Raw genomic sequence first — 12,614 nt, 5'->3', positions numbered from 1 at the left:
CAAAAAAGTATCTAGAGTTAATGTTTTAGTCATTATCTTTATCTACTTGCTTTTTGATTACATTTAGCATAAGACAAGAATCTATAGTTGATATGGACTGCATCTGGAGATTATGTAAAGAAAAATAGATAATCAATTGTATATCCTAATGGATGCTTAGACAAGATTGAAACTTTATATGAATTTGAATAATTAAGTTCCCCTTTGTTTTTGGGTGCGAGGGACTAACCCTTTCTAATTTGAAAGCAAACTTTTTATTAATTGAAGAATTAAAAGAGGTGGGGATCTTACTGCCCATTAATGCGGGATAAAAGAAAACCGCCTGAAATGATGTGTAATCGAATAGTAGTACATAAAAAAATACAAGTAACAATAAATTAAATCTCGTTAAAACAAAAAGGAGATGTCCCAGGCATGGTACTAGGACATCTCCTTTACTTATCTAAATTTCTAAATTCTATACAGCACTATCAATTAGACAATTATTAAATATATCTTCTATCTAAAACATCGTATTATCATTAGCTGCTTCACTTGGAATCTCTTGAATTACATCCCAGTGTTCGACAATCTTTCCATCCTTGATACGAAATATATCCACTATAGCAACTCCCTTATCTTGAGAATTAGTACGAGAGTGTACATGAAGAGCAACTGTATCCCCTTCAGCTACTACACGTTTAATCTCTGCAGAGGAATTAGGATTTTTAACAAAATCCTCCTTAAAGAAATCCATGAAGGCTTTTCGTCCATCAGCAACAAAAGGATTATGTTGCTTATAATCTTCGCTAACATATTTAGGGATAATATCGATATTATGTTTGTTAAAAACTTCATTATAGAAATCAACTACCATCTTTTTATTCTTTTCATTTTCTTTCACTTCTTTTGATACAGAAGCAACATTCTCGCTCTTTATTGAGTTTCCTTTGTTATTACCGGTGGAAGCTTGATATACCAAAGTCGAAACTACTCCTAAAATAAATACAGAAATAATTGTTATGATTAAACTTTTCTCTAATTTCATATATACCTACCTCTTCTACTTAAATAAGTTTTCTTCTATAAAAAGTTTGAAGAAGGAGAAACCTTCCCCAAAATGTAATGTCAGGGGTAATGTTAGGAATTTCATTTATCCTCCCCCTATACAAGGCATACTAGAAACGATTAACTCTAACTTAATACCTCATTAACAGTTGCACTGTCCACAATTTGAATAAACTTCTTAACCTTATCGTTCTCATCAAACTCATAAAGGTGACAAAAATCTGCTACAAATGACTTCCCTGTAGCTTTATATGTTCCACTATATTTTCCATACACGATAACAATATCGTTATTAAAAGTATAAATTTCATCTTTAGCGCTATAGTCATCCCATTCCGTGCCAAGACGTTCATGTACGTTTTTCACTACTTCATCTGGACCTATATAAGTACCTGCATATGGAAACCCAGCAGCTTCTGTCCAAGATACATTTTCACTTAAATACGTTTTGAACGCATCCAATTTCCCTTCGCCAGTTAACACATACGTTTCATGTAATAGTTTTTGATATTTATTCATATCATTAACCCCAAGGCATTTCTTTTGTTACAACTTTTGCACTTAATTCTAATACACCTTTATTTGCATAGCCTGGATATGCTGCTTCAAGTTTTGCCACAAAATCTTTTGAAGTTCCACTTTCCTCAGAAGCTTGAATCGCAGTTCTTAGATAATCCATTGTCGCAGTAAGTGCTTGATTATTTAGGGATTTTTCGATTGATCCATGGCTAGGTACAATTATGTCAGCATGTAATGCTTGTAATACTTTCAAGTTCTCAATCCACGCCTCCATAGCCGCTTTTGAGCTAGTATCCGCTAAGAATACATGTATTTCGTTAAATACATCAATACCACCAATTAATACTTTTAGTTCTTTATTAAATAGGCTAGTTCTGTAATGATCTAAGCCTACTAGTTCAAATGTTAACCCCTGAAAATCAATCGCTTTTTCTTTAAACACTTGAGGTAATACCACGTTACTTGGTGCATTTTCTCCAAGGGCGTCTTTCCAAACTTTTAATTTTCCTAAGACAGAATGAACGATATGTTCAACAGTAGGCTCTGTTGCATACGCTATAGCTTCTGGGTAAACGGCTTTAATGCTCTCTAATCCAAAGTAGTAGTCTGGATCCCCATGAATAATAAAGATTTTATCTAGAGATAAGTTGTTTTTTTTCAAATACTCTACAATTTCTTTCGAATCAGATTGAGTAAATTTTGAGTTTATTAAAAATGCATGTCCTGCTTTCTCAACTAATGTTGCTGTGACCATAAAGCTTTTTTCGTCCGAACTAAACACCGTTAATTTCACATCTTTTTGATTTGTATCGATTGTTTTAAACATAGTATGTTATTCTCCTTTTGTTAAAGTTATTAACTAATTATCATATTTTTATCTTGTTCCGATAAAATCTCCCACCCCCATTCATCTGAAAGTGTAATAGTACTGGCGAATATTCCGGAGATGAATGTCAGGTGGCCTAAGATAACATGTTTGCTACTATATCCTAAATTTTCTTAATATAAATTTTTAAAACGCGCTTCAATTTTATCTGGCGTCATTACGCCACCACCAATAGGAATAATTTGATTATCCTTTTGTAAAAGTAAGGAAGGATAGCTATTAACACCAAGCTGTCGAACTTTATTGAAATCATTTTGGACATCTATTATTGTTTCTTGAGCGTTTAAACGTTCTAATACTTGTTCAGGGTCCAAACCATGCTCGATTGCAATTTTGCGATATGTTTCAGGATCACTCAGACTTTGGCCCTCATAATAAAACGCTTTTTGCATAGCCGAAGTGAATTCTAATAAACGGTCTGGCGCTAATGAGCGTAAAGCTGAAAAACCAATTGCAGCATCTTTCGAATTCATTTTAAAAGTCCCTTCCTCCACCAATTTTTGATATGAAGGACCAAATTCAGCACCTGTAAGTTGATTAATTCTTTTATTTCCTTCTTCTATATATGAGAAGTTTTTCATTGGTAAATTATCTAAAAATAACCCTCCACATAAAACCGTTAATGGCACTTCAGTGTGGTTTTTGTAAAATCCTTTAATACTTTCTGAAAAACCATAGCACCATCCACAATATGCATCCCATACGTAAATAAGGTTATCTTGTTTCGTCTCCATTTAAATCTCCTACCTTTTTTTTATTATCCAGCTCAACTAAATTTTTGATTTATATAAGTACATCTTTTTATACCTTGTTCTTTTTTAGATACCTTACTATATTTCCCCAAAACTAATATTTCCAAAGAAAGATCCACCAAGGTTTTTAACAAAAGATAACATTGCAACTTATTGCCCCGTAACAGAAAATACTAAAGCTTAGAATATGCATTGATTTGAATGTGTTAGTAACTTTCTACACCGGGTGGCAACGTATGGACCACCATCCTTAATTAAATATATAAATCATATTTTCAGCAGATATTAGTTGTAACTAAATTGATTACATCTTTATGTAACTATTTTAGTTACAACTAATATAGAAGTCAATTCTTTTTTTCGAAAACATTAAATTTCTACATTAATCTACAACCAATCCCACTCTTTAAAAAAATATATCAACGATTATTCGATTATATCGATCGTAACTCCGAATATATCAACGTTTCGACACAACATATCGATTTACCGACAAATTTCGAGCGTGTTATCTCCTAAACTAACAACCAATCCCTCACCTCAGCACAAAAGAAAAAAGCACCAGGTCCCCCCAATGCTTTTCCTCAAATCTAAAACAAATGACAAGCCACCTGATGCCCCTTCGCAATCTCAACCATCTTCGGTACTTCCTGTGCGCATTTTTCAGTGGCGAATTTGCAGCGCGTTCTGAATTTGCAGCCGGATGGTGAGTTTAGTGGGCTTGGTACTTCTCCCTCTAGGATGATCCGTTCTTTGCCTGTGTTTGTTGGATCTGGTTCTGGCATAGATGAGAGTAGTGCTTGTGTGTATGGATGTGCCGGTTTTGTGTATAGGTCTTCACTATCGGCAATTTCTACTATGTTTCCTAAGTACATGACTCCGATTCGGTCTGATATGTGCCTTACCATCGATAGGTCATGTGCGATGAATAAGTATGTGACTCCTGTTTCTTCTTGGATGTCTTGCAGCATGTTTACGACTTGTGCTTGGACTGAGACATCGAGTGCTGAGATTGGTTCGTCACATAGGATAAAGTCTGGTTTTACAGATAGTGCACGCGCGATGCTGATGCGCTGTCTTTGACCTCCGCTAAATTCGTGCGGATAGCGGTATAAGTGTTCTTCTTTTAGGCCTACTTTTTTCAGAAGGTCTAAAATGATTTCTTTTTGTTCTTCTTTTTCATAAGATCCGTGAATATTCATTGGCTCGCTAATAATTTGGAATACATTCATTGCCGGGTTTAATGATGCGTATGGATCTTGGAAAATAATTTGCATTCGTTTTCTATATTCTTTTAGTTCACTTTCTTTTAAACTTGCGATATCTTTTCCGTCGAATAAAACGTTACCTGAAGTGACATCGTGTAAACGAATGATGCTTCTTCCTGTCGTTGATTTTCCGCAACCTGATTCTCCTACTAATCCGAATGTTTCACCTTTTTTAATGGTGAAGCTAAGGTCATCGACTGCTTTTAATTGCTCTGTTTTCCTGCCAAATAGTCCTTTTTTAATAGGAAAATACTTTTTTAAGTTCCGAACTTCAATTAAGTTTTCTTCATGCATGTGAATCACCTACTGTCTTATCGTTTAACCAGCACATGGAACGTCTTTCGTTTCCGATTTCAAAATAGGGCGGACGTTCTTTTTCACAAATGTCCATTTTATGTGGGCAACGCTCTGCGAATGGGCAACCTTGTGGCGGGTTTAATAAGTTTGGTGTTACACCTTGAATAGGAGCGAGTCTTTCTTTTACGCCGTTCGCTATTTTTGGCAAAGAGTTTAATAGCCCTTTCGTATATGGATGATTCGGCGATTGGAAAATATCAAGTACAGGTCCTTCTTCCATAATAAGCCCGCCGTACATAACGATAACGCGCGTACAGTTTTGCGCGACGATTCCTAAGTCATGCGTAATAAGAAGTAACGCCATATTCGTTTCGTTCTTTAAGTTTTTCATTAAATCTAGTATTTGTGCTTGTATCGTTACATCAAGTGCAGTCGTCGGTTCGTCAGCAATAAGAAGGTCTGGGTTACAAGACATCGCCATTGCGATCATAACCCGCTGCTTCATACCACCGCTTAGTTCATGCGGATATTGTTTTACCCTTTCTTCTGGTGACGAAAGGCCGACTTGTTTTAACAAGTTAATCGCGATTTGCTCTGCTTCTTTCTTTTTCACTTTTTGATGACGTATAATTACTTCCGTCATTTGTTTCCCAATTTTTACGACTGGATTTAGCGCTGACATTGGGTCTTGAGAGATAAGTGAAATTTGATTTCCTCTAATAGAGCGCAATTCTTTTTCAGATTTAGAAAGTATGTTTTCATTATGAAAAAGGATTTCCCCTTCTTTCACTTTTCCTGGTGATGTAACGAGAGACATAACAGACTTCGCCATTACACTCTTTCCGCTTCCAGATTCCCCAACGATACCGACTACTTCTCCTTTATTTAAGCGAAATGTAACGCCGCGAACCGCTTCAACTTCGCCACTTTCTATGAAAAAAGAAGTCTTTAAATTTTTCACTTCTAGTAGTTTTTCAGACACGCTTCTCACTCCTTTCACTTAACACTTTAGTTTTCATGTCCGGCTCCTTTTGGTGCGAAAGCTTTCTTCAATGCTTCACCAATTACGTTAAAACTAAGTACCGTTAAAAGGATAAGGGATCCTGGGAAGAGTGTTAAATACCAAGCTTCATCAATATATCCTTGCGCATTGTTTAGCATGCTGCCCCAAGAAGAATCTGGTTCTCTAATACCTAAACCTAAGAAACTAAGTGATGATTCCATTAAAATCGATGTCGCAATCGTTAATGTCGCGGCGATAATAATGGTTGATAAAATGTTAGGAATGATATGTCTTACAATAATCATAAGTGATTTTTGTCCTGATACTTTTGCGTATAAAACGTACTCACGCTCTTTTACAGATAACGTTTCTGCCCTTACAATACGGGCGGTGTCCATCCATGTTAGTAATCCGATAATAAGAACTAGCGTCGTAATTCCTGGTTTTAAATACGCATTTAATAGTAGCATTAAAAAGAATGATGGAATTGACATCAGTACTTCAACAACTCGCATTAAAAAGTTGTCTAACTTTCCGCCAAAATATCCGCTAATTGTTCCAACTGCAGTACCGATTGTAATAGAAACAACCATCGCAAGGAAACCGACCGCAAGTGAAACTCGTCCGCCATATAACGCTCTCGTTAAGTAATCCCTTCCGTAATCATCCGTTCCGAAAGGATGACTCATACTTGGTTCTTGTAAGCGATCTGGAATCGACATTTTGCTAGGATCGTACGGCGATACGAATGCGAAAATTGATGCGACCGTTAAAACCGCAAGTATAATAACTCCCATTGCAACAAACTTATTTTTCGTAAAGCTATGTTTTATCGTTTGAAATCTCCTATTATTCATTCCAAATCACCCCCTCATTCGAATGCGCGGATCTACTACGCCATATAAAATATCAGCAATTAAGTTACCGAGAATTAACATGAATGATGATAGTAATGTAATTGCCATGATAATCGGATAATCAAATCTAAAAATAGCATTTACCCCAAGTGAACCAAGACCCGGCCATGAAAATACTGTTTCCGTAATAAACGCTCCGCCTACTAAACTTGGAATCGATAATCCGAAAATTGTAATGATCGGTATTAATACATTTCGAAGTACGTGATTAAATAACACTGTTTTCTTTGAAGCACCATACGCATATTGAATTTGTACATATTCTTCTTCTAATTGCTGAATCGTACTTGAACGAATATATCTCATATAAACAGATACGTTTTGGAACGCTAACACCATACAAGGTAAAATGCCGTGTTGCACAATATCCCAGACAGAATCTTTACCTACGGTGCGCATACCCATACTCGGAAGTAGGTTCAATTTTAAAGAGAATAAGTAGACTAACAGTAGTGCAAACCAGAAAACCGGCATAGAAATACCAACGTATGAAATAAAGTTTACAATGCGGTCAAAGAATGAATTCTTTTTCACACCTGTAAATAGTCCAAGTGGTATTGCGATTACGAATGAGACGAGTAAAGATGATCCCATTAATCCAATTGTTGCGGGTAATCTTTCTGCGATAAGATTTAAAACAGGACGATGATTTTGAAGTGAGTAACCAAAGTTTCCTGTTAAAATGTTTTTTAACCATAAAAAATATTGCACGTAAATTGGTTGATCTAGTCCTAAACTTTTGCGAATACGCTCCACATCAATTGGACTCATATTTGGCGTAACAAAGTTTCGAACGGGATCCCCCGGTGCTAGTTTTATTAATAGAAAAGAAATAATAGAAATAACAAATAAAAGCGGAATTGCATTTAAAAACCTCTTCGCAATTACTTTATACACAAACTTCCCCCCTCAAGCTAAAGAAGCTGATTTCCACCAGCTTCTTTATTGTTTCTTATTTCACTTCATAAATCTTAGATAGATCTTCAAACATTGTGACAGGAATTGCTTTTGCTTCTTTTAATCCATCAAACTTTTTATCTACTGCAATAACTGCTTTTGGATATGCGATTGGTAGATAAGGTAAGTCTTCTCGAGCTGTTTCTTGAATTTTATGGTATAGCTCTGCACGTTTTGTTTTATCCGTTTCAACTGCAGCTTCTTCCCATAACTTATCGAAGTCAGCGTTTTTATAACGTGCATAGTTGTATTCTGCATTACTTAAGAATAAGCTCTTATATGAATCTGGCTCAGGTCCCATAATGTAACCACCAAATGTAATGTCATATTCTTTATTCTCTTTATCTAAGCCTTTTTCACTTGCCGCACTAGCATCTAATGCATTTAGTTCAACCTCTAAACCAACTTCTTTTAATTTTTGTTGTGTATAAAGCGCTAAGCTTTCCATAATTTTATTATTCGTTACATACATCACGCGTACTTTTTCTTTATCTTTCACGCCTGCTTTTGCTAATAAATCTTTCGCTTCTTTTTTATCATACTTATAGTCTTTAATATCTTTCGCATAATACATAGCGTCTGGCGTTAAGATTGAATTTGCTGGTTCTGCAAATTCACCTGAAACGAATGCTGAGTTAATCATTTCTTTCTTATCTAACGCATGTGCAATCGCTTGGCGCACTTCTTTTTTCTTCATAAGATCAGTATTCATGTTATAAGATAAGTAGAATAATCTACCTTCAGGGAATGTCACCATTGAGAAGTTCCCAGTGCTATCTAGCTTCTTAAAGTCTTGCGGCTCAATCATCTTCATATTGATTTGACCATTTTGCAGTGAAACATTTGCTGTATTACGGTCTTTTACAACGCGGTATACGATAGAGTCTAACTTAGCTTTCCCACCTACATAATCATCAAATCGATCTAATGCAACATACTCATCTGATTTATACTCTTTAAACTTAAACGGCCCTGATCCTACAGGCTGTAAGTTTTTCTTACTCTTCGCTAAATCTGCTTCCCCTTCAAATACATGTTTCGGAATTGGGAAGAAATCATTCATCACACCTTCGAAAGATGCGCTTACTTGTGGTAAAACGAATTGAGTTGTTAACTCATCTACCTTTTTCACCTCAAGCGGCTTTCCTTTAAAAATAAAGTTTTCACGACTTGAGCTATTTTGCTTCTCATCTAAAATAGATTGGAATGTAAATGCTATATCGTCTGATGTAATTTTCTTACCATCATGCCATTTCAAATTATCTTTTAACTTCAACGTCCACGTTAATTGATCTTCTGAAGGCGTAAAGCTCTCAGCAAGAACAAACTTTTTCTTACCGTCTTCCATATGATATAGCGGCGCATATAAAGCTTGCTGCACAGTTAATGACACACGATCATTCGCATAAAGCGGATTCATCGTATCTGGATTATCGCTAACACCAATCGTTAACGCCCCTCCGTCTTTCGGAGTCCCTGATTTACTAGTGCCCGCTTGCTTTGAAGAATCTTTTTCCCCAGAACAAGCCGCTAATGCAATAAGTAGTATTAGAACAAATGGTAATGCAAATAACTTCTGTTTCATCTTTCGGCCCCCTCAAACTAGTTATACCCATAAGAAAACTCGGAATTAATCCCGAGTTTTCTTATAAGTTTTAAATTACCACTACCTGTATGTAAAGTCAAACTTTTTTGTAAATGTGGAAAGTTTGCAATCTACTAATGCATTCTTGCCATAAAATATATTTATAAGGATGATAAAATAAAAAGACCACGAATAGGTTACCTCGTAAAATGAGTAAAAAAACTAGTAGCTTACAAAAAAACTCTAAAATGATTGTTATATATGATCGAAAATGTAGAATGGGATTAAAGACAAAAAACACATTTAGGAGGTTATCATGACATTTGATGAATTGAAAAAAAACAAACCAACAACCTCATGGGTTGAGTATGATGAAGATGGGGAATTTTTTACTGAAGAAAATATAAGTGCAACAAATACAGTTCTTGACACTTACATTAACAATTTACAGCGATTAGGAGAGAATCCAACCGAAGTCGAAGTAATGCAAGTTGTTAAAGAGGTAGTTATTAAATTAAATGAATTAAATATCGAACATGACCATTTTATCGAAACAATGGAAAGAGAAGATCTCTATGAATTTATCGATACAGCAGCACGAATAGCTGGTCTAGAATCTGAAGAAGACATAACAGAAGAATGGCGAGAATGGTAAAAAAAGCTGCATACGTGGCGTCTAAATTTACTCCTTCATAAAACTTTGTCCCCCCTTATTCTTCAATTAGAAAATAAGGGACAAACAAAGACAACTCCAATAGAAACCAATACTGACATATATTAAAATTTTTATTCAAATTAATAATATGATTAGATGTTTTTCTAAGTTCTTCTTCTCTAAATAAAATTAATCTATTTCCCAAACTCATTTTCTAATCAATTACCAAGGTATTTTGAACATAAATATCTTATATTTTTTTAGATGTGTATCTTTAGATTATTAAATAAACAGAAAAACAGCCGACTCTTTGTATAAAAGTCGGCTGCTTTCTTATCATTCAAGCTCCCCCTTTCCCAGGATTTCAACAACTATTTGTGACTGCTCTTTAACACTAGCTTTTGCATTACATTTGAGATGCAAAAGCGCATTACAAACAAAAAGAACACCACAATCTCAATACACTTTCATACACAAAAATATACGAAGCACCAAATAGAATAACTTATAACCCAAATTAAAAAGACCACCAAAAGGCAGTCTCAAAACTCAATCTTATTCCCTACTCCGTGCTCCAACGCTTTCTCATACAAATACTTCGCAACGATAATATCTACTACCGCTAAACCAACTGATTTGAAAATAGTAATCTCTTCATCATTTTCGCGTCCAGCTTTTTCTTTGCTTATAATTTGACCAAGTTCAGCGTGAATGGCGTTTGCTTTGAATAGACCTTCTTTTATCGGAACTTGAAGGTCTCCTGTTTCGTCTAGTGCTGCTTCTTTTGATTCGACTGCTACTTTGTTTGCGCTTGTGATGGCGTGAGATGGTAGTTCTTGCATGCTCGGTCTGAATGAGCCGACGGCGTTTACGTGGACGCCTTTTTGTAGTGTTTCTGAGAAGACTGGTGTGGATGCATTCGTAGTTGTGACGATGATGTCTGCTTCACGTATTGCTTCATTTGGATCCCTGTAAACGTAAGCCGGTTTACCAAATTTCTCTTGTATATATTGCGCAAATGCATACGCTTTTTCTTCTGTGCGATTGTATAAAATGACTTTTTCGATATCTCTAACCGCAAATATTGCTTCGGCCATTCCCTTCGCTTGTTCACCCGTTCCGATAATGCATAAAGTTTTTGCGTTATGACGAGCTAAATATTTTGTCGCTACTCCTGATAAGGCGCCCGTTCGGATCATCGTTAAGTACGATCCTTCTAAAAGTGCAAGCGGTTCTCCCGTTTGAAAGTCTGATAGCATCACAATCCCATTGATTGTTTTCTTTCCTATCTGTTTATTTTGCGGGACTACCGTTACTATTTTTACTCCAAGTGCCTCAAGCCCTTCCGCTACTGAAGGCATAATTAATGCCGTATTTTGCTCATTCGCAAATGGTAACGAGCCTCTTATTGGTGTAATCGTTCTTTCTGCGGAAAATTCTTTTAAAGCAAGCGCCGCGTATTCAATAACCTCATTCATATTTACTAAGTTTCTTTGTTCGTTTGCGCTTATGACTAGCATATCTTTCCACCCCCTTCTTCTATCCCGTATTAACGGGCAGTAAGACTCCCATCTAAAAATTCGGTTGGACAAAGAAGTTACACGGGAGATCAACTGCCCGTAAAAACCCGATTGGTTCAACTAATAATCAGTGGGGAACCCCTCCACTGATTAAAGTTTCACTTTATCCTATCAAAAACCCTCGGTTCAAATCATCTCTCGGATCTACAACGAACTGATGAAACCCTGTAATAAATGCATGCCCCGTTACTTTCGGAACGACAGCTTCATATGTACCTACTGCTGTTACCGACAATACTTCTCCCTCGAATTTCCCGTCAGTAATGCATTCGTGGACGAAAATTTCTTCCTTTTGTAAGGCATCTTTTTCAAAAAGAGTTGCGATTCTCGCTGAAGTTCCTGTACCGCAAGGAGAACGATCTACTTGCCCATCAGCAAAAATTGTTACATTTCGTAGTGTAGCACCTTTTTCTTTCGGTTCATCTGAAAAAATAACGCCGTATATTCCTTTCAAATCTTCTTCAATTGGATGTTTCACTTCCATTTTGCTCTCTATATAATGTTTAATTTTACTTCCCCACGTTTGAATAGCGGGCAAGTCTTTAAAATCAACTTTCAAACCAAATTCTTTACAGTCTACAACAGCGTAAAATGCTCCTCCAAACGCGATATCTACTTGAAATTCATAGTTATCTATTTTAATAGGAACGTCTTTTTTGTATACAAAGGAAGGAACATTTTCAAATGATACAGATTCTACTTCACTCCCGTTATATTTTGCATACGCAATAACTTCTCCGGCTGGGCTATCAATAATGAACTTTTGTTTTTCACCCTTTACTTCAAACATGCCTGTTTCAATTCCAACTGTAATGACAGCAATAATGCCATGACCACACATCGTACTCCAGCCTTCATTGTGCATAAATAATACGCCAAAATCAGCGTGGGCACTTGCTGGCGGTGTAATGATACAACCGTACATTCCGTGATGCCCTCTCGGTTCATACATCAGAATTTCACGAAGGTAATCCAAATGTTCCATACAGTATGCGCGTCTTTCCAGCTGCGTTTCCCCTTTTATTTCTGGCACTCCGCCCGTAATAATTCGAAGCGGCTCCCCAGCTACGTGTGCATCAATCGTTGTATATATTTTACTAACCTTCATTTCTATCTCTCCCCTATACGTTGATACTATTTCCAACGCA

12 protein-coding genes are annotated in these 12,614 nt (G+C 36.2%); 1 reads left to right on the top strand and 11 read right to left on the bottom strand.

Translation table 11 applies throughout. From position 1 onward, the window contains the following. Positions 1-502: 502 nt before the first annotated feature. The 9 genes from ACTJJY_RS17955 to ACTJJY_RS17915 all read right to left on the bottom strand — a co-directional run bounded on the left by ACTJJY_RS17955 (position 503) and on the right by ACTJJY_RS17915 (position 9,231). Positions 503-1,027 (bottom strand): nuclear transport factor 2 family protein, encoded by a 525-nt coding sequence (locus ACTJJY_RS17955; protein ID WP_000764214.1) that lies wholly within the window; start codon positions 1,025-1,027, stop codon positions 503-505. 146 nt (positions 1,028-1,173) lie between these two features. Further along, entirely contained in the window at positions 1,174-1,566 is a 393-nt protein-coding gene (locus tag ACTJJY_RS17950) for a nuclear transport factor 2 family protein (protein ID WP_440606169.1), read from the bottom strand. 4 nt (positions 1,567-1,570) lie between these two features. Next, positions 1,571-2,392 (bottom strand): cytoplasmic protein, encoded by an 822-nt coding sequence (locus ACTJJY_RS17945; RefSeq protein ID WP_440606168.1) that lies wholly within the window; start codon positions 2,390-2,392, stop codon positions 1,571-1,573. A gap of 173 nt (positions 2,393-2,565) precedes the next feature. Then, complete coding sequence (locus tag ACTJJY_RS17940; protein WP_000448622.1) at positions 2,566-3,186, bottom strand: DsbA family protein; 621 nt, start codon at positions 3,184-3,186, stop codon at positions 2,566-2,568. Between the two features lie 608 nt (positions 3,187-3,794). Next, positions 3,795-4,766 carry an ABC transporter ATP-binding protein gene (locus tag ACTJJY_RS17935; protein WP_000544136.1) on the bottom strand — a complete coding sequence of 324 codons (972 nt, stop codon included), beginning with the start codon at positions 4,764-4,766 and terminating at the stop codon, positions 3,795-3,797. Beyond that, the gene (locus tag ACTJJY_RS17930) at positions 4,759-5,751 is read right to left on the bottom strand and encodes an ABC transporter ATP-binding protein (protein ID WP_098033338.1); all 993 of its coding nucleotides are present in this window, start codon (positions 5,749-5,751) and stop codon (positions 4,759-4,761) included. The genes ACTJJY_RS17935 and ACTJJY_RS17930 overlap by 8 nt, the downstream gene beginning before the upstream one ends. Before the next feature lie 26 nt (positions 5,752-5,777). Next, the gene (locus tag ACTJJY_RS17925) at positions 5,778-6,629 is read right to left on the bottom strand and encodes an ABC transporter permease (protein WP_440606167.1); all 852 of its coding nucleotides are present in this window, start codon (positions 6,627-6,629) and stop codon (positions 5,778-5,780) included. 6 nt (positions 6,630-6,635) lie between these two features. Then, a complete protein-coding gene (locus ACTJJY_RS17920) occupies positions 6,636-7,586 on the bottom strand; it encodes an ABC transporter permease (RefSeq protein WP_440606166.1) in 951 nt (316 codons plus the stop codon). 55 nt (positions 7,587-7,641) lie between these two features. After that, positions 7,642-9,231, bottom strand: a complete 1,590-nt coding sequence (locus ACTJJY_RS17915) for an ABC transporter substrate-binding protein (RefSeq protein ID WP_440606165.1) — start codon at positions 9,229-9,231, stop codon at positions 7,642-7,644. Positions 9,232-9,547: 316 nt separating this feature from the next. On the opposite strand from ACTJJY_RS17915, the gene ACTJJY_RS17910 reads away from it, so the two are divergent. Further along, positions 9,548-9,886, top strand: coding sequence for a hypothetical protein (locus ACTJJY_RS17910; RefSeq protein WP_000141782.1), 339 nt, complete (start codon positions 9,548-9,550; stop codon positions 9,884-9,886). 542 nt (positions 9,887-10,428) lie between these two features. Here the strand turns inward: ACTJJY_RS17910 and ACTJJY_RS17905 are convergent. Together ACTJJY_RS17905 and ACTJJY_RS17900 are read right to left on the bottom strand one after the other, a co-directional pair. Further along, positions 10,429-11,406, bottom strand: a complete 978-nt coding sequence (locus ACTJJY_RS17905) for an ornithine cyclodeaminase family protein (RefSeq protein WP_440606164.1) — start codon at positions 11,404-11,406, stop codon at positions 10,429-10,431. 163 nt (positions 11,407-11,569) lie between these two features. Beyond that, on the bottom strand, positions 11,570-12,574 hold the full coding sequence (locus tag ACTJJY_RS17900) for a proline racemase family protein (RefSeq protein ID WP_440606163.1): 1,005 nt from the start codon (positions 12,572-12,574) through the stop codon (positions 11,570-11,572). Positions 12,575-12,614 lie beyond the last annotated feature (40 nt).

It is taken from the genome of Bacillus sp. 22475 (assembly GCF_052044835.1).
GTDB classification, from domain to species: Bacteria; Bacillota; Bacilli; order Bacillales; family Bacillaceae_G; genus Bacillus_A; species Bacillus_A cereus.
Note: the sequence above shows the minus strand (reverse complement) of the source record. Positions and strands in the feature narration are given on the sequence as shown.

Coding starts and splice junctions, on each gene's coding strand:
- ACTJJY_RS17955 (WP_000764214.1), bottom strand. CDS start 1,027: ATGAAATTAGAGAAAAGTTTAATCATAACAATTATTTCTGTATTTATT.
- ACTJJY_RS17950 (WP_440606169.1), bottom strand. CDS start 1,566: ATGAATAAATATCAAAAACTATTACATGAAACGTATGTGTTAACTGGC.
- ACTJJY_RS17945 (WP_440606168.1), bottom strand. CDS start 2,392: ATGTTTAAAACAATCGATACAAATCAAAAAGATGTGAAATTAACGGTG.
- ACTJJY_RS17940 (WP_000448622.1), bottom strand. CDS start 3,186: ATGGAGACGAAACAAGATAACCTTATTTACGTATGGGATGCATATTGT.
- ACTJJY_RS17935 (WP_000544136.1), bottom strand. CDS start 4,766: ATGCATGAAGAAAACTTAATTGAAGTTCGGAACTTAAAAAAGTATTTT.
- ACTJJY_RS17925 (WP_440606167.1), bottom strand. CDS start 6,629: ATGAATAATAGGAGATTTCAAACGATAAAACATAGCTTTACGAAAAAT.
- ACTJJY_RS17915 (WP_440606165.1), bottom strand. CDS start 9,231: ATGAAACAGAAGTTATTTGCATTACCATTTGTTCTAATACTACTTATT.
- ACTJJY_RS17910 (WP_000141782.1), top strand. CDS start 9,548: ATGACATTTGATGAATTGAAAAAAAACAAACCAACAACCTCATGGGTT.
- ACTJJY_RS17905 (WP_440606164.1), bottom strand. CDS start 11,406: ATGCTAGTCATAAGCGCAAACGAACAAAGAAACTTAGTAAATATGAAT.
- ACTJJY_RS17900 (WP_440606163.1), bottom strand. CDS start 12,574: ATGAAGGTTAGTAAAATATATACAACGATTGATGCACACGTAGCTGGG.